Annotated in this window: 17 protein-coding genes; 3 read left to right on the forward strand and 14 right to left on the reverse strand. The window is 39.1% G+C overall.

What is annotated here, in order from left to right:
- Positions 1–138: 138 nt before the first annotated feature.
- The 8 genes from WCW66_00295 to miaA all read right to left on the reverse strand — a co-directional run bounded on the left by WCW66_00295 (position 139) and on the right by miaA (position 6830).
- On the reverse strand, positions 139–1455 hold the full coding sequence (locus tag WCW66_00295) for a reverse transcriptase domain-containing protein (protein ID MFA6391177.1): 1317 nt from the start codon (positions 1453–1455) through the stop codon (positions 139–141).
- A 50-nt stretch (positions 1456–1505) separates the two neighbouring features.
- On the reverse strand, positions 1506–1895 hold the full coding sequence (locus tag WCW66_00300; protein MFA6391178.1) for a hypothetical protein: 390 nt from the start codon (positions 1893–1895) through the stop codon (positions 1506–1508).
- Positions 1896–2118: 223 nt separating this feature from the next.
- Positions 2119–2553 carry a hypothetical protein gene (locus WCW66_00305; GenBank protein MFA6391179.1) on the reverse strand — a complete coding sequence of 145 codons (435 nt, stop codon included), beginning with the start codon at positions 2551–2553 and terminating at the stop codon, positions 2119–2121.
- 9 nt (positions 2554–2562) lie between these two features.
- Positions 2563–3108, reverse strand: a complete 546-nt coding sequence (locus WCW66_00310; protein MFA6391180.1) for a hypothetical protein — start codon at positions 3106–3108, stop codon at positions 2563–2565.
- Positions 3109–3251: 143 nt separating this feature from the next.
- Positions 3252–4223, reverse strand: a complete 972-nt coding sequence (locus tag WCW66_00315) for a PIN domain-containing protein (GenBank protein ID MFA6391181.1) — start codon at positions 4221–4223, stop codon at positions 3252–3254.
- A 20-nt stretch (positions 4224–4243) separates the two neighbouring features.
- Positions 4244–5413 carry a hypothetical protein gene (locus WCW66_00320; protein MFA6391182.1) on the reverse strand — a complete coding sequence of 390 codons (1170 nt, stop codon included), beginning with the start codon at positions 5411–5413 and terminating at the stop codon, positions 4244–4246.
- Positions 5352–5699 (reverse strand): nucleotide pyrophosphohydrolase, encoded by a 348-nt coding sequence (locus WCW66_00325; protein ID MFA6391183.1) that lies wholly within the window; start codon positions 5697–5699, stop codon positions 5352–5354. The genes WCW66_00320 and WCW66_00325 overlap by 62 nt, the downstream gene beginning before the upstream one ends.
- A 252-nt stretch (positions 5700–5951) precedes the next feature.
- On the reverse strand, positions 5952–6830 hold the full coding sequence (gene miaA, locus WCW66_00330) for a tRNA (adenosine(37)-N6)-dimethylallyltransferase MiaA (protein ID MFA6391184.1): 879 nt from the start codon (positions 6828–6830) through the stop codon (positions 5952–5954).
- Between the two features lie 77 nt (positions 6831–6907).
- Here miaA and WCW66_00335 point away from each other — a divergent pair, with 77 nt between their 5' ends.
- The gene (locus WCW66_00335) at positions 6908–7426 is read left to right on the forward strand and encodes a hypothetical protein (protein ID MFA6391185.1); all 519 of its coding nucleotides are present in this window, start codon (positions 6908–6910) and stop codon (positions 7424–7426) included.
- A 24-nt stretch (positions 7427–7450) separates the two neighbouring features.
- On the opposite strand, the gene miaB is transcribed toward WCW66_00335, so the two are convergent.
- The 6 genes from miaB to WCW66_00365 all read right to left on the reverse strand — a co-directional run bounded on the left by miaB (position 7451) and on the right by WCW66_00365 (position 16434).
- On the reverse strand, positions 7451–8737 hold the full coding sequence (gene miaB / locus WCW66_00340) for a tRNA (N6-isopentenyl adenosine(37)-C2)-methylthiotransferase MiaB (GenBank protein ID MFA6391186.1): 1287 nt from the start codon (positions 8735–8737) through the stop codon (positions 7451–7453).
- A gap of 6 nt (positions 8738–8743) precedes the next feature.
- Positions 8744–10543 carry a threonine--tRNA ligase gene (thrS, locus tag WCW66_00345; protein MFA6391187.1) on the reverse strand — a complete coding sequence of 600 codons (1800 nt, stop codon included), beginning with the start codon at positions 10541–10543 and terminating at the stop codon, positions 8744–8746.
- Positions 10544–10548: 5 nt separating this feature from the next.
- Positions 10549–11037 (reverse strand): NUDIX domain-containing protein, encoded by a 489-nt coding sequence (locus WCW66_00350; GenBank protein MFA6391188.1) that lies wholly within the window; start codon positions 11035–11037, stop codon positions 10549–10551.
- 247 nt (positions 11038–11284) lie between these two features.
- Complete coding sequence (locus WCW66_00355) at positions 11285–12442, reverse strand: baseplate J/gp47 family protein (protein ID MFA6391189.1); 1158 nt, start codon at positions 12440–12442, stop codon at positions 11285–11287.
- Between the two features lie 70 nt (positions 12443–12512).
- On the reverse strand, positions 12513–15983 hold the full coding sequence (locus tag WCW66_00360; protein ID MFA6391190.1) for a DNA polymerase III subunit alpha: 3471 nt from the start codon (positions 15981–15983) through the stop codon (positions 12513–12515).
- A 112-nt stretch (positions 15984–16095) separates the two neighbouring features.
- Positions 16096–16434, reverse strand: a complete 339-nt coding sequence (locus tag WCW66_00365; GenBank protein ID MFA6391191.1) for a hypothetical protein — start codon at positions 16432–16434, stop codon at positions 16096–16098.
- 116 nt (positions 16435–16550) lie between these two features.
- On the opposite strand from WCW66_00365, the gene WCW66_00370 reads away from it, so the two are divergent.
- Entirely contained in the window at positions 16551–17408 is an 858-nt protein-coding gene (locus WCW66_00370; protein MFA6391192.1) for a hypothetical protein, read from the forward strand.
- A 25-nt stretch (positions 17409–17433) separates the two neighbouring features.
- Positions 17434–18543 (forward strand): rod shape-determining protein RodA, encoded by a 1110-nt coding sequence (gene rodA / locus WCW66_00375; GenBank protein ID MFA6391193.1) that lies wholly within the window; start codon positions 17434–17436, stop codon positions 18541–18543.
- Position 18544 lies beyond the last annotated feature (1 nt).

Genomic DNA, 18544 nt, shown 5'->3' on the forward strand with positions numbered 1-18544 from the left:
ATTCCATCCGGGGTCCTCATTTTTTATTATAAAAAGCCATCATTTTGTGGCTCATGGGGAAATAGGATAATAATCTTTACAACAAAACAGGCTCTGAATGTTTCAGGGCTTGTTTTAGATTTTTAGGTTTATTAGAAATCAGCAACCATTGCGAGTACTACGAATGTAGGACGATGCAATCCTGATACTTTTTGACTTAAGTGCATTATCCCTAGGATCTTTTTTTGTCTCACCTTTTTTATTAATATTCTTATAATTTGTAAGACTTTCTGTAAATGTCGGCATTCCAATTTTAACTAGGGTATCTTTAGTTACATCACCATTAGTAGGCTTAAGTCCATATTTTTTTAATACTTTCTTTATTACCGATTGAAGGCTATCGTCTAAAACAGAGTAATGTGATTTTTCATAATTAGTATAATAGTATGTTGCTCCCCAATTATCAACTCGAGTTTTCAGATAGTTGAGTGTTTTAAATAGACCATTTCTGTTTACTATTTTTATATCTTTAATAATTTTCTTAAATGCATTTGGCACAGGATATATTTTACTGCCTCGGAATTTGATTCCAAGAAATTCAAAATCACTTCTCTCTATAGTGCAATACTTGTTATTATCCTTTGGTTTACTTATTGATAATGGATGTAATTTAAGTCGTAGTTTGTTCTCAATAATTTCTTTAGCAACTTTATGCATTTTTACTGCCTCTTCTTTTGTCTTGCACATAATAATAAAATCGTCTGCATAACGTACCATTTTATAATTATGTTTTATCATTATCTCATCTAGTGGGTATAAATAAATGTTTGCAAATAATGGTGAAAGTATCCCTCCTTGAGGTATTCCGCCCTCTTTTGTCACGAAATTATCATATTCTCCAATTAAAATAAGATCATTCTTGTTACCTATCTCATTAATCAATGCACCTTCAATCAACTTATTTATTGATTTATCAGGTAAACAAGGAAAAACATAATTATTTAGTAGATTAGAGACATCTATAGTATCAAAAAATTTTCTAATATCTGCATTATACACCCATTCATAACCGTGTTTTTTATAAAGTACAATTCTATCAACAGCATCTTTAACACGCTTTTTTTTAATGTATGCAAAACTTACAGGATTATCAATGTTATATCTTACTTTGATATAGTCAAAAATTACAAGTTCAATTGCTTTTTGAACAACTCTGTCACGAACTGCGGGTATTTTGATAGCTCTAGTTTTCGATCCTTTCTTTAAAGGATAGCCTCTTAATGCTAAAAATTTGTATTTATTGTTAAGTAGATCTTTTCTAATAAAATTAAGCTGATTTTTTAAGTCATTTTCGAAATCCTCTATTGTCTGATTATCAATGCCTTTAGATTTATCTCTATGCTTTATTGAATCCCAAGAAAGTCGCAAATTATTTTGAGTTGCGACTTTTTTAAGTAGATTATTCGTTTTTTTCATAATTAGTACCCCTAAGCTCTCCGGCTGGTCTGCACCAGTGTAACCTGCTTTTAAGGATATAGTGCAGTCTTAGAGTTGGTAACATTCAGGCTGATGGTTATAACCATTAACATTATTGTCAGCATTCTGAGACTTAAGCTACTTAGTACCTTGTAGATTGAATTATACCGATTCATCGTGAATTGGCAAATATTGTCTATTTTGGTGTTTAAATAAGCAGCTAAATTTACTCGGCCGCCGATATCCGCCAAAATGCTATCGGCTTCCGGCGCTATTTTTCGCCATTCCATGTTCTTTGCTGTTAATAATAATTCTTGTTCCGCCAATCCGGAGGCTTGGGCGCTACAATTAGCGGTTCCAGAATAAAGCAAGTTACATGCAGTCTTAGAGTTGGTAACATTCAGGCTGATGGTTATAACCATTAACATTATTGTCAGCATTCTGAGACTTAAGCTACTTAGTACCTTGTAGATTGAAATGTACCGATTCGTCGTGAATTGGCAAATATTGTCTATTTTGGTGTTTAATAGCATATACAAAATAACATAGAATATAGTTTTGTCAACTCCATTAGTATACTAATCGATATCAATCCGTGATCATAGAATCGAGAATAACCAAAACAACGCATTTAGAAATTATTGATAATAACTATTTTTCGTTCTAGCAATCCTTCTTCTCATCTTTTTCCGACTGCGCCAGTAAATACTCCAAGACCTTGTATTCCGAAAGTTCTTCTACATTCGACTTTTTAATTAATCTATCGAAGTATAAAACTAAAAACAAAACAATGAAGAGTGATATAGTAACATACCAATTCATAGAATGAATGACTTCATTCAAAGCATTTAATAGTAAACTACCAGTTATACCTAGAGCGAATCCAAATGTAACTGATACCAACGTTTGTCTATCTTGTTTGATATTATTCAAAGCATTTTGCAATCCGATATTTTCTATATCAAAAGCTGCTATGTATTTTTCAACTACAGCATTTTGTTGATTAGCCGAAAGTTTCTGCCACAACTTCTTATTGGAGCGCTTTAGTCTTTTAGTAATTTCTTTCCTAAGGTCATTTTCCCTCTTTTGTAAATTCATAATGATAATCTAATTTTTAATTTTCTTCGCGATCCATGCTCCGCCCCCAATAAGTATTCCTAAGCCTACAGCCCAATCCGTGAATGATCCTGAATTGTTTGACGAATTAGTGCTTGCAGAATTTGTCGGGGTAATCTGATTTGCTAAAGTCGCTGCACCTTTTACTTCGCCTTGATCATCAGTTTGTACAGAAGCCTCATCAAGTTCTCTTTGTAAATTTTCTTTTTCTTCTTCCAGTCTTTTGATTTCCGTTTGCTGATTTTCGTACTCAGTTTTGGCATTTGAATAATCAGCGTAAGAATAATATGTCCTACCATTAAATTCATAGGTTATTGGTGTTGGGGCGGTGTATGTTTCTGCCTCTTCTTCTGTTCCATTACATTCTGGATAATATGGCGCACATGTAGCGGATAATGGCGTGCCATCACAACAACCACAACCACATACCCCATCATGATGTGAACAGCATCCACTTCTTGCATCTGCATTATATTGTGGCAATAACAAAAACAACCCAAATATGAAGATACTTAGGATATAATGCACTTTTTTCATTGTGATTTGCCCAATAGTTAGCTATATTTCAACACTACTCCAACTTATCCTAGAAATCAAGAAAACCGCTTTTGGAGGATGCTTAATTAACCTCTGTACAGACACAATATTTCTGTTTAGGAACCATCATGTAGTAATCTGTGTCAAATCAATCTACTAACAGAAAAACCGTCTACTTTTTTCGTGCTCTTGTTTATTTTAATACTTATATTTTTAACTACACTTGGAAGTATTTCATCAACAGATTTATCAAGATTTATTGAATCACCTGAACAGGTAATACTAATTGCAATGCTACAATTCACATACACGTAATAGTACTTTTCATCAGCTTTATATATATAATAATTCCATATAAATACATCATTGTATTCATGATCAACAATATTTTCAAGTTGTATATTTCTGTCTATATTAACTGCGAAGAATAATTCTTCAGGGTATACAAGATTATTTATATCATTTAATCCTATCTCCTCAATCATCAGCGATAAGTATTGCTCATTAATAAATTCTATCTTTTCAGCATAATCTGTTAAAAATTTATCTAATAAATTATAAAAATAAACATCAGATTCTTTTCTTAATTCTTCATGTAACTCATCTGAATCACCAAAAGCATTTCTATCATTTGAGATAAAACATAAATCATTACATTTATTGCGAGCAAATTTAACTTCCTCCCATATTATGAAATCTCGAAATCCAATGTCACTATACTTTTTAGTAGAGTGGAAAGGAGGTTTATTATTTAATGATCTACTTATAATTTGTGGGACTAGTACAGGACAGCTTAAATTATCAATAATCTCTATATTCTTATTTTCTACTATCTTTAGCAACCTTTTTTTGTATCCAGTTACTTCATTATTTTTAAGCGTAATTTCGCTTGATGTAGATATTTTCAATTTCTTTTTGAATTCTTTCAATGACTTTTCTATATCTTTACAGTCATCAATTTCTTTACTGAAGTTTTTTATTGTTTCAGATATCACAATGTCAGGAATAAATAGTTTCGATTTAGTTTTTTTTAAATACGCAAATAATGCTTGGAATCTTGGAGTATCAAGATAGTAATTATCTTTTAATTCAGTTGAATCAAGAATTATATTCATTAAAATATTATTAAATTATACTAAATTTGGGAGAATCCCAAATCCTTTCCAATTGGCTTGAGCACCCCATCATTTACAGTTGCAATACCAAGATCTAGCGAATTAATAAACTGTATGTATTTATCATCACGCGGTTCACGAGAAGGTGTAAGTATTTTGTATTGATCACTGAATTTAAGATTTTTTTCTTTTTTAAATTTGTTAATCTCAAAATAGTCATATTCATATAATTGAACAATTGCTTTCCTTGCCTGTGATCTAAAATTTCTATTTTCAGTACTTTTTACTTCAAATAAGAATGAGCGTTTTTCATCATGTGCAAATAAATCAACAAATTCATTTGATAAGGTTGCATATCCTTTTTTTCTAAAAATATCGATTAGATTTTGCAAAACTGAATAGTGGGATGATTCTGCCCTCGCAAGAATCTCATTATCTCTTGTTATTATAGAATGTGGCTTAGTGATAATTCTTTCATTAATTTCATTTATAAACCTTAATGACGCTGCGTGACGCAGTGTCTCAGTCGCATTATGTACTTCATAAAAATCAGATGGCTTATCCTGTATAATATTTCCTCTTGTTGAGTGTCCAGAATATAAATATAATGATCTCTGTCTGAATAATATTTGTTTCGCAACCTCTGGTGAAACTTTTGAGAAACTACCCATTCGTGGGAAGCCTTCTATTTCCGATACTGGTATTGAGTTTTCAACCAGTTTATCAATTAAATGAGCTGTCTGTTCATTATTATTTGGATTAGGGGATTCCCAAGTTGCTGGATCGGGTATTTCACCAAATAAATATATTTCTGTTAGTGGAACTAATAATGGCCATCTATTTTCATTATGTTTAACTTCGTAATGCCATAAATAATTATCTTTAATTGAAAAATGAAACCCAACGACCCCTATTCCTATAATCCCGGATTTTGCATTTCGAAATGCAGAGTTATTTGAGCCAGTACTATGGATAAAAAAGATATCACCAGTCTGTATTTTCCCCCATCTTTCCTTTAAATGTGATTCCAATCCCCATGTCATGTACTTAAAAGCAGTCAGCCAATGCTCAGGTGGACCTGTAAATCTAAATAATTGTTTTGTGCTTATAGCTGAACTTAAATTCATATTACAAATTTGTATATTTTGTGTGTTTACCCTTTGCTTTGTCAATTGGATACTTTTCTTCATTCTTTTTAATCTTTTTCTCAAGCGCTTCTTCAATATCAATATTCAAATCATTACTCATTAATAGCACCCAGTATAAAACATCCGCCAACTCTTCTCCAATATCCGATTTGTTTGTATCAATATATTTTTTTATCTCTTCATCATTCTTCCATTGGAAATGTTCCATAACTTCTCCTGCCTCAAGCATAAGCGATAATGCGACGTCTTTTGGATTGTGAAATTGTTTCCAATCTCGGGCATCCCTGAAAGCAATTACTTGTTTTATTAATTCTTCAATATTTTTCATATAGTTTAAATAATGCTTATATATATAACAATCCTACGCCCATATTAGCCAATTATCAAGCTCTTTTTTGTTGAGGAAATAATAGCAAAATAACCATAAAACCTGGGGGCCGGGGCCACATGAAGGATGATAGAGAGAATCAGGATAAGACCCCCGGAATTAATTCACTTATTTCAAAGAGTAACGGGATTGCTTCATCCTACATTCGTAGGACTCGCAATGGTTACTGCTATCTGTATTGGTGTGAGGGGATTATCCCAGAAAATCAGCAACTAGTGCTTCCGCCTCTTGGGTGCTTTTAACCCATTTTATCCGACCGTCGCGCTTGAACCATGTCATTTGCCGTTTGGCGTAATGATGGGAGTCGTTCTTAATACTGGCTATCGCATCATCAAGTGACAGCTCATGCTTAAAATAGGCGGAAAGCTGTTTGTAGCCGATCGCGGACATTGCAGGGATCTCCCAGCCGTATTGCTCGCCCAGTGCTTTCACCTCATCTACCAAGCCCTCTTGAATCATCTCATCCACTCGGCGGTCGATGCGGTCATACATTTCTTCCCGGGATAATTTGATGCCGATTTGCAGGGCATCTAAGTTCGGTGATTTTTTCCCCTTTAGTTCCGAATACTTCTCGCCGGATATTTTGAAAACTTCTATTGCCCGGATCAGCCGGCGTTTATTATTAATATCTATTTCCTGTGCCGATTTATAGTCCAGCTGAATCAGCATCTTGAACAGCTCTTCGGCGGTCTTTTCTTCCAATTTGTTACGTAAAACTTTATCGACTCCTCCTTTGGGGATGTCCAGATTATCCACGATGGACTGGATGTAGAGGCCGGTACCGCCGACCAGGAAGGGTAGTTTTTCTTTTTCTTCGTTGATGATGGCGAAGACTGTTTTCTGAAACTGCGCCAGACTGAATTCCTGATCCGGGTCCATAATGTCAATCATCCGGTGAGTAATGCCCTGCCATTTGTCTTTGGTTAATTTTCCGGTGCCGATATCCATACCGCGGTAAACCTGGCGGGAGTCGGCAGAGATTATATATCCGTTAAATTTCTTCGCCAAGGCTAAAGACATGCCGGTTTTACCGGCGGCGGTTGGTCCTAGGATGACGACGATTTTTTTCATTGACCTCTAAATAAGTTTATGTTAAATTATGATACTTCGACCGTGCCTTTGGATTCACTCTGACAGGAGGTCATTGCATGGTTTTCTTGCTGGACGAGCTATTCTTCGTCTGGTCAGCCATCTGGCAGGAAGAGGTAACGGCCTTCGCCGTCTTTCTAGCCGGGTATGGCTTCTGGAGGGGGTTCTTCACACTGCTCATCGGCTCGAGCATCGGCATGTCGCTGATGTTCTACTTCCCCGAGATGCTCCTGTGGCTGGGCGAGCAGATAATCGTGCTTACCAAGCGCGTCCTCCGGCAGAACGGCGCCAATGGCCGTTCACAACAGATGGAGCTACGACTTGTCGCAATCAACGCTGGTCTGCAGAGATTTCGCGACATGCTGACTGGTTACATTGTGAACAGCCGGTACCCCAGCGTCGTGATCTTCATCCTGGTCGCCATCCCGCTCCTGCCGTACGCAGTCACGGTCTCCATCATCACTGCGCGGCTTCTGAAACTGCCGCGCGCGTTCCTGCTCATTTTCACAGGGAACATGGTCGGTGTTCTGACCACAGCTCTCATGTCTTACCACCTGTTCTCACTTTTCAATCGTTAAGCTTTGCTCCCGGCTGGACAAGGCTTATTTTTTTAAACTGCCTTCCAGACTCCAGGGATTAACTTTCGTTACTTTAACTTCTGTAAACTTTCCGATCAGATCTTTTGTGCCGTTTTTTATCTGGATTGGTTTGTTGGTGTCCGTTTTTCCGAACAACAAACCTTTTCTAATATTCTCCGGCAAAACCATTACAGTTTTATTCAGTAATTTCTGATTATTCAAAAGTGCATATTTTTTTACATACTCGTTCAGCTTCACTTCCCGTCGCTTTTTAACATTTTGCGGAATATTATCTTTAAAAAGTTTTGTCGCCTGCGTACCCGGTCGTTTGGAATACTGCGCCAGATAGGCCATATCAAATTTTACTTTTTCATATAGATCCAGTGTGTCTTGGAAATTTTCTTCTGTTTCATCGCAGAACCCGACGATGATATCCGTAGTGATTGCAACGTCGGGCATTTTAGTTCTGATCCTTTTGATAAGATCCAGGTATTCTTCGCGGGTATATTTCCGGAGCATTTTTTTCAGCATGTTGTTACTGCCGGCCTGAACGGGGATGTGCATGTGCGGACAGATTTTTTTGTCGCGAGCTATTACATCGATCAGTTCATCGGAAAAATCAGTTGGGTAAGGGGATATGAAGCGGATCCAGAAATCGCCTTTAATCTGCCCAAGTTCTGTAAGCAGATCAGCAAATGACTTTACTGTTCCTTTTTCCGGGTTGATATACGAATTGACGGTCTGTCCGAGCAGGGTTACTTCTTTGTAACCGCTGTTAACTAAATCACGCACCTCGGTAATGATTTGGCTTGCGGGACGTGAAACTTCCCGGCCTCTGGTATAGGGGACGGCACAGTAACGGCAGAATTTGTTACATCCGTTCTGGATGGTGACAAAAGCCTGGAAATGGGATTTGTGTTTGGTCGGCAGTTTGAAATAGTCGCTTGCCGGATTTATATCCTCAATATCCTGCATGCGTTTTTTGAGAACCTGCGGGAGTGTGTGCATTTGCGACATGTCCAGAAGAATATCAAACTGCTTGCCGAGTCCTTTTTTATCCTTCGGTAAGACACATCCAGTTAGGAGGGTAGTGAGCGGTTTTTCTTTCCGCAGTTTATTCCAAGTTTTTAATTTACCGTCAATCCTGTTTATTGCTGATTGTCTTACAGAGCACGCCAAAACATTAATCAAATCTGCTTCTGATTCATTGTCCGTCGGCGTAAATCCCATCTGCTCAAGCAGAGCGTCCATTTTCTCCGCGTCCAGCTTGTTCATCTGGCAGCCCAGGATGTGGTTGTAATATTTCGGCATGCAGGACTATTTCCGTTCTTTAATTTCTTTTTGAATCTTTTCCACAAATTCTTCCTGGGTCATTTTCTTTGTATCTTTAGAACCCCTGGTCCGGACAGTCAGATCTTTATCCTTTACTTCCTTGTCGCCGATGACCAGCATGTAGGATACTTTCAGTTTTTCCGCTTTGCGGATTTTGTAGCCGACAGTTTCCCGGTTCAAATCAACTTCCGTGCGGATGCCCTGCGCTTTCAGCGATTTGGCTAGATCCCCTGCAAACTTGAAATGATCTTTGCCGACCGGAATTACATATACTTGAGTAGGGGACAGCCAAGTCGGGAAAGCTCCGCCGAAATGCTCAATCATAATTCCGACGAATCGTTCCATGGAACCGAACGGCGCGCGGTGGATCATCACCGGCCGGTGGTCTTTGTCATCCGCACCTTTATATTCCAGTTTGAATCTTTCCGGGAGATTGTAGTCCACCTGGATCGTTCCCAGTTGCCATTCTCTGTTGATCACATCTCTGACCACAAAATCAAGTTTCGGTCCGTAGAAAGCTGCTTCGCCCTCCTGTTTGATATATTTAACTTTCTTTGATTTAACCACTTCCTCGATTTCCTTTTCCGCCCGCTCCCACAGCTCATCAGAGCCGACGTATTTGCTGGATTTCGGATCCCGAAGGCCGATGCGTGCTTCAAAGTCTTTAAACTTCAGGGTGGAAAAGACCGTTTTAATCAGTTCAATCACATTGGAAAATTCTTCCTTAATTTGGTCCGTTCGGCAGAAAATATGAGCATCATCAATCGTAAATCCGCGCGCCCGGACCAGTCCGGTCAGCTCGCCGGATTGTTCGTAGCGGTAAACAGTACCGAATTCTGACAGGCGAATCGGTAAGTCACGATAACTGCGCATCTGAGACGAATAGATGTGAATGTGGTGGGGGCAGTTCATCGGTTTCAGCACAAACTCTTCGCCGTCGATATTCATCGGCGCATAGATATTTTCACGGTAATTCTGCCAGTGGCCGGATGTTTTATACAGATCAATCTTGCCGATATGCGGGGTAATTACCTGGTCATAACCGTCCTTTTCCTGCAGTTCGGTCAGGAATTTCTCCAGTTCTCTGCGGATCGTCGTACCTTTCGGGGTCCAGAGTGGCAAGCCCGCTCCGACTTCGGCTGCGATATGGAAGAGTCCTAGTTCTTTGCCGATTTTCCGGTGGTCTCTTTCCTTGGCCAGTTCCAGATTGTGCTTGTACTCTGAAAGCTCTTTCTTACTGTTGAAAGCCAAGCCGTAAATTCTGGTCAGCTGTTTGTTCTTTTCGTCCCCGCGCCAATAAGCGCCGGCGATGCGGTCCAGGGAAAAGGCACAGTTTTGCAGTTGCTCCGTGGTTTCAACGTGTGGCCCACGACAAAGGTCGGTAAAATCACCGGTCTTGTAGATCGTCACTTTGTCTTTCTTCTGCGGGTCCAGATCCTGCGCCTCATCTTTTGAAATTCTGGTAGTACCCTTTGTCTGCAGGTCATTTAAAAGTTCCACCTTATAGTCCTGTTTCTGCTCCGAAAAAAATTCTACCGCTTTTTTAATCGGAAATTCTTCCAGGATAAAAGCCTGTTTCTGGTTAATCAGCCGGATCATTTCCTTTTCTATTTTTTTCAGATCATCCGGAACCAGCTGAGCAGGCAGGTCAATATCATAATAAAAACCGTTTTCAATAACCGGTCCCACTCCAAATTTGGCTCCCGGATAAAGATTGGCGACCGCCGCTGCCATAACATGGGCCAGAGAATGTCGTTTTAGTTCGATTGGTATTTCTTTCTTCATATTTTTTAGGTTAATGGTGTAATAATTATTTTTTTTAAATTATATTTATCATCATATTCAATTTTTACGAATTGGAATGTATTTGGATTTGCAAACATTTTTGGTAACCAATTATTCAGATCAGGAACAAGTTGATAATCAAGTAAATTATTCTTTGGTATCCACTCCAGTGTCCCTTCATCCACTTCTTGTATAGTTATATTTTTCTTGTAGATATTGCCATAAAAAATATATATTTGCCAAAATCCAAATTTATCTTTTACAGATAGATTTGCTCTGTAATGCAAATTTTCCATTGAGGTTACTCCTGCCTCTTCTTTTGCTTCTCTTTGGATTGCTTGTAGTGGAGTTTCACCATTATCAATCTTACCTCCCAAACCATTATATAAATTTGGCAAAATCTTTTTCTTTTTACTGCGTTTCAACATTAAAACTTCCTCAAATTCATTTTCGAGAAAAACGTCAGTTACGCAGAAATGTGATGATTCTTTCATATTAATTTGAAAATTAAAAAACCAAACAACTAACAGTGTTTGGGGTCCCAGAGTCGTGGGACGGTTCCACCCATATTCCTAAGTGTAATAATACAAGGATTAGGCGCTTTTTTTGAATTGGCTGATAAACTTAGCGGTTTTGGCCATACCCTTTTACTAGGGTAAGAAAGTTGGTAGCTTTCTCAATCGTTTAAAAGTAGTTTAAAGATATTCCAAAACAGACTGTTTGTCAAATTCAGCAGTTTAGTTATTTCGAGATTACGATTTCGATATGATCCTTTAATGAAGGGGAGCGGAACACCCAAAACGGAGAGAATTTCACGTCCACATTTTGAATTTCCGGGAAGTCCAGAAAATATGTCTTGATCTCCTGTTTATCACGGTTCAAAAGATTGTCACGGTCAAAAATCGGACTGGCTAATTTTACTTTGGTTGTGCCGTCCAGTTTAACGCTTAAAACAGCCGTTTGGTTTTCCAGGTCAAATGATTTTATAGCATATTGCAGGAGGTTTATTTCCGTACCGGCCAGTTCTTTGTTGCTGGAGACTTTTTCTGACAATAAATTTTTCGCGTAATTGAACAATTCAGTTTCGTCAAAGACAGCAGCTATTACATTTATCTTGCTGGTTATTTCAAAAGAATTAACCTCGGCATCGGGTTTAACACTCGCTTCTTCATTCAGTATCTGATAGACAACTGCCTGTGGCAGGATTTTTTCTGCTGAATTTTCTATTGCAATCTCTCGGGACAATTCTTCCGCCGCTTTTTCCTTTAATTCAACGGCAAACTCTTCTTTGGAATCGTTGATGTCTTTCAATGTGGCGACAGTTACATCACGGAGTCCATTATTCATTGCTTCTGAACTCTCGGCGTAAATTTTATCCTGCAAACCTTTCCAGAGGGCGACAATTGTAAAACGGGAAGGTCCGATATTTCCCGTCTCGCCTGACTGGTCGGCTTCCACTTCGACTTCCACTTGTCCGCCGGCCGGGACGGTTACTGTTTCTTTGGTCCGGAACAGAACATCGTCTTCAGAAAGCAGGCGTGTAGACGCGACCAAAGGTTGATTGCTAGTATATTTATTATAAATTGTAACCGTTCCTTCCGCCTTACCCTGAACTTTGCTCTGACTGGTTACATTGGTAAATGTTTTAGTTTCCTCGATCTGTTTTTCCACCAACCGACCCGGTAGAGAATTAGTCTGATTTTCAAGTTGATTTATTTCGGCAGTCAAAGGCAAATCAAAAGAAATACTGACCGCTTCGGGGCTTGGGGTGATTGTAATCACCGTTTTGGCCAGTGATACATATACAATGGCGACTACCGCAACCAAAGCCACACCAAGAAACAGTACAGCCATTTTTGAATAGCGCTTTCCAATTTTTGTTTTTTTGATTGTCGGCATTTAACTTAAAAAGAATGGTTATTTTCCATTCTTATCATACCAAAAATACAATATTATCGGAAGAGTGCCGTTATTCTGACACTTCAACCGCTCCATCGCCTACGATAGCCTCAATTTCTGCCACTATTCTGCCACTTAAACTGATTGCCGTTTTGGTTGAGATAGTTTTCGGACTCCCGCCATTTTTCCATACCAGAAAAACTTTATATTCTCCCTGATTCTTTTCAAAAATTACTTTCAGCTTGTCCAGGGTTTCTTTTTCTAAATTGGCAATTTTGATTGTGATTTTCTTCTCTATAGATTCGGGTTTATTGGAATCAGATTGTCCGGAAAATTCTTTTACTTTTTCACAAATCAATTTCGGGATTCCTTCTTTCGTATTTACTTTCCCGGTAACCAGCAGCATTTTATCTTCTGCCCAGATTTCATGATTGTCCTTCAGTGTGGATGGAAAAACTATTATTTCCACCGCTCCGGTCAGATCTTCCAAAGTGACAAAGAGCATCTGCTCGTTGGTCTTGGTAATTATTTTTTTAATTGAAGTGATAATTCCACCGACAGTTATATTTCTTTTCAGTCCCTTACTAAGTGTGTTGATCGGGCTGGTAATTTTCTCCAGCTGCTCACGATAATCATCGAGCGGGTGTTCGGAGATATACATCCCGAGCAGTTGTTTTTCCCATCCCAGTCTTGTCTTCTTATCAACCGGTTCTGATTCGGTCAGGCGTAACTTTGGGCTGTGCTCGGCGGGAAGCATACCGAAAAGGTTGGTCTGGCCGTTAAGTCTTTCTTTCTGACTGTTTTTCGCGTAAATCAGGATTGACTCCAGATTATCGAGAAGGGTTTGGCGATTGCCAAAATCATCCATTGCTCCGCATTTGATGAGGCTCTCCAGTGATTTCTTATTCAAATCCCTAGTTTGTACGCGTCTGAGGAAATCCTCCAGGTTTTTATATTTACCGTCTTTCTTTCTTTCATCAATTATGGTACGGACAATATTAGTTCCGATATTTTTGATGGCCATCAAGCCAAAACGGATGCGTGGCTGCTCGGTACCGAGACTCTCCTTAACCACGGTAAAAGTTGAAAAACTTTCATTAACGTCCGGCGGAACAACCTCAATGCCGTGCTTTTTTGTTTCCGCAACTTCTACGGCGATCCGGTCAGTATTGCCGTAATCAGCGGTTAGAAGGGCGGCCAGAAACTGCGCCGGCCAATTGGCTTTCAAATAGGCTGTCTGATAGGCAATCAAAGCGTAACAGGCTGCGTGTGACCGGTTGAAACCGTACTCAGCAAATGGTTCTACGAAATCGAACAGTTTTTCAGCAATCCTTTTTTGAATGCCGTTTGTTATCGCCCCTTGGACAAATTTCTCTCTTTGCTCCATGAGCAGTTTACGGATTTTTTTACCGATAGCTTTACGCAGAATATCAGCCTCGCCAAGGGTGAATCCGCACAAATCACGGGCGATCTGCAGAATCTGTTCCTGATAAACGGCAATCCCGTATGTTTTTTTCAAAATGGGTTCCAGTTTCGGGTGGAGATAGGTAATTTTTTTCTTACCGCGCTTGCCCGCGATGTAATCTGGGATCAGCTCCATCGGACCCGGGCGGTACAGGGAAACCATTGCAATGATATCTTCTAAATCCGTCGGTTTCAGTTCTTTCAGATAACGGGTCATGCCGGAGCTTTCTAATTGGAACACCCCGATCGTATCGCCCTTTTGAAACAGTTTGAAAGCATTTTTATCATCCAGCGGAATTTTATCTATATCAACTTCTTCGCCGGTTGTCTTAAAGATTATATCTAAAGCGTTTTCCAAAATTGTTAGATTCTTGAGTCCGAGAAAATCCATTTTCAAAAGTCCCAGATCTTCAATCGGATTCAGCGAATACTGAGTGATGATTGTTTTATCATCTTGACTGGCATATTGCGTCGGCACGTGCTGTTCTAGCGGATCCGGAGCGATGACTATTCCACAGGCATGGGTAGAAGTATGACGTGCTACACCTTCCAGTTTTTTTGCAGTATCAACCAGTTTTTTCGCTTCAGAATCTGTATTGTATAGATCTTTCAGTTCGGGGACGGATTTTAGCGCTTCATCCAACGTCATAAACATCGGGATCATCTTTGCCACCTGGTCGCAGAAATTATACGGCAGTCCCTGCACCCGGCCGACATCCCGGATAGCGGCTCTTGCTGCCATCGTACCAAATGTGATTATTTGGGCGACATGGTCTTTGCCATATTTTTCTTCAACATATGTTATGACTTCATTCCGGCGGGAGTCAGCGAAATCGATATCAATATCCGGCATCGAAATTCTCTCGGGATTCAAAAATCTTTCAAACATTAGTTCATAGTGCAGGGGATCCAGGTTGGTAATATTTAAAACAAAGGAAACAAGACTGCCGGCGGCAGAACCTCTACCCGGGCCGACCACAATTTTATTATTTTTTGCCCAGTTAACAAAATCCTGGACGATTAAAAAGTAGGAGGAAAATCCGGTTTTATGAATTACACTCAATTCATATTCCAGCCGGTCAATGATTGTTTTTGTTTTTTCATCCGTAATATTTTGTTTTTCCGGGTCAGACGGAATGTCGATTCCAAATCTTTTTTTAATTCCCTGAAAGCACAACTCCCGCAGATATTCATCGGTTGTTTTTTTCTCCGGTGTTTCGTAATGGGGGAGCATGATTTTACCGAATTCTATTTCAACATTGCATTTTTCGGCAATTTTTACGGTGTTTTCGAGCGCTTCCGGGACATGACTGAAATCTCTGGCCATTTGTTCCGGAGTTTTCAGGGAAAAATCCTCCCCGACATAGGAAATACGGTCCGTTTCTTCCTGCTTTCTTTTCATCTGGATGCATAAAAGCACGTCCTGCGGATACGCGTCCGCCGGTTCCAAGTAATGAACATCATTGGTCGCAACCAGCGGGATACTCAATTTTTTACCCAGCTCGATTAAACTTTCGTTGACTTTATGCTGTTGTTCGATACTCGGGTGATTCTGGAGTTCCAAATAAAAATTACCCTCGCCAAAAAGGTTGGCATAGTTTTTAATCAGTTCTTCCGCATGACCAAGGTCATTATTTCTGATCGCTGATGGGATTTCTCCCTGCAGGCAGGCGGTCATGGCAATCAATCCCTTGGAATGTTTTTGCAATAATTCCCAGTCAATACGCGGTTTATAATAGAAACCTTCCAGGTGCGCTTTTGTAATCAGTGTAAGCAGATTCTGGTATCCGGTCTGATTCTTTGCCAGCAGAATTAAATGATACGGTCGGTCATCAACCCTGGATCTTTTATTATGCATTCCGTTTTTTGCGACATATGTTTCCACGCCGATAATCGGTTTGATTCCCGCTTCCGTTGCTTTTTGAAAAAATTCAATCGCACCATATAAAACACCATGGTCAGTTAAGGCCAGGGCATCCATATTCAGTTTTTTTGCTTTGCTGACTAAATCACCAATTTTGGGCAGGCCGTCGAGCAGGCTATAGTGGCTGTGAGTGTGGAGGTGAACAAAACTCATGCTTGTTTTGGGTTGTTAATTCAGTTGTCAATTATAACACTTTTTCACTCACCCGATCAATGCGATCAAAAAGCCCCCAAGATCGAGGGGGCTCGAAACAAAGAGGTCTGAATTATTTTTTTCTACGTCTTGCTTTATTGTTTACTTCTTCTTCAAATTCATCTTCATATTCATCATCCTTTCTGGACTTTCTGCCTTTAAACATATTCAATAAATCAGTTACGCCTTTTACCACTGTGGTAAGCATTGTTGTAGAATGTGTAATTTTTTCCCTAATCAAATTCAATACATTACCGAACTCCTCTACCTTACTCTTCACCTCTTCAACCATTTCTTTTGAAGATTTCAAAATCTGGGCGATGTAGTAAAGAATCCAAACTGAAAATATTGTAACAATAAAAACACAAAGGGCGATCACAAGGAATAGAACGTCTTTGCTAGTTTCAAACATATGTTTATTTAATAAGAATAAATTTAACAAGATTAAGTATATCATATATTTCAAATTTCAAGTATTATACTTCATTTTTTTGCCTATTTGTGGTATTTTATATGCAGGAACAAACCATGGCAGAATACAGCGATAAACAACTTAAGATAAGTATTTGGTGGGTAACGCACCGATATCAGCTTAAAAAATGGTGGGTCATTTTGATTGCCGTGGCTGATTTGATGGTTTTTTTGTATATTCTGTTCAATGTCATTATTTTGCTTGTCACATGGACCAAGTTCACTACTATACCTAGTCAGATCGGTGTATCATACATCGACTTTGGGGCGTATCAACAGACGAATTCCCCGCAAGCTATCCAGGTGATAAACACCAGTCTGATACCAATTCCTGGACAGGTTCAAAAATATAATTTAATTGCAGAAATAAAAAATCCGAACGCAAAATGGGTTGCTAATTCCTTAGTTTTTCATTTTGTTTTAGACGGGGTTGACTTAGATCAGGAAACTACATTTCTTCTGCCTCAGGAACAGCGCTATGTTTTTAAATATGCCGTAAAAAGTACAGCGGAAAAGCCAATTGCCAAATTAGTGGTTGACGCTCCGGGATGGGTGAGGGTAGATTTTCCTGAAAAAAAACCCGCTATCAATTTTGAAGTTACGGACATAAAAACTGATCTGATTCCTATCCTAGGTGAAAGAGGAACGCAATCTTCATATTCGACTAGGGTTACAGCAATGATAAAGAACAATACTGTTTACAATTTCTGGAATGTTAAATTTCTGGTTGTTTTGTATAGCGGTAATTTGCCGGTTGCTGTCAACGAAGCAAAATTTGATCGATTTGCTGCATTGGAATCAAGGGAGTTGGGACTTTCCTGGGGTGAAGAATACGGATCTGTTACAAGTGTGAAAGTTGTCCCGGAAGTGAATGCATATGATCCCACTATGCTGTATTCACCGGATGAATTCTAGAATTTGATTTTTTCCTTTGATCGGTATGATATTTGATAAATATTTCTCACAATTTAAAAGGTTTGACTGGATACTTTTCACGATCGCCGTTATTCTGGTGATATTCGGGTTATTGGCGATTTATAGTATTTCGGTCAATCAGGAAAATGGATCATTCAGCCTGCTGGTTACTCAGCTGGTTGCTTTTGGTTTGGGAACAATTTTTCTGTTAACGCTGGCATTCTTTGACTATCGGATATTGCGGGGGTATGCCAATATAATATATTGGATAGGAGTTTCATTGTTATTAGGTGTTTTAATTTTTGGTATCACGGTGAGAGGAACAAAAGGATGGTATTCTTTCTTCGGCCAGGTATTCCAGCCGGTAGAGGTTGTTAAAGTATTAATGATTATTTTCCTGGCCCGCTATTTGGCGCACAAAGCATCGGAACCTTTTACATTTAAAAATGTATTGATCAGCGCCCTCTTTATCGGTCTGCCGGTTGTACTGGTGTTAATGCAGCCGGATTTAGGGTCGGCAATAATATTTATTTCCATCTGGGCGGGGATGACCTGGTTAACCAGAATTAAAAAGTCACATATCCTGATAATCATAGGCACTATGTTTTTTGTTATGTTCATCAGCTGGTTTTTTCTGGCGGATTACCAAAAAGAGCGGGTTTTAAATTTTGCCCAACCGACCCGCGATCCATTAAAACAGGGATATAATGTCACACAGTCGATAATATCTATCGGATCAGGGCAATTTTGGGGCAGAGGTCTTTCGCTCGGTCCGCAAAGCCGTTTAAACTTCCTGCCGGCAAAAGAAACAGATTTTGTTTTTGCTGTGATTGCGGAGGAGCTTGGTTTTATCGGCGCGTTTTTTGTAATTTCCATATTTGGTTTATTGTTTTGGCGGATTATTAAAATAATCCGCTCGGCTCAAGATGACTTCGGAATATACGTTGCCTGGGGAATTTTGGTCATGATTGTTGTTCAAATGTTTATTAATATCGGTATGAATTTAGGACTAGCCCCGGTCGCGGGATTGCCGTTGCCATTCATCAGCGCGGGAGGCAGTTCACTGATGATGAGCTTGCTTTCCATTGGTATCGTTGAAAGTATATATATCCGCAGAAAATCCTTAAAACTGTAAA

The sequence above is a fragment of the Patescibacteria group bacterium genome (genome assembly GCA_041664365.1).
Classification (GTDB): Bacteria; Patescibacteriota; Patescibacteriia; order UM-FILTER-42-10; family UM-FILTER-42-10; genus JAHJEX01.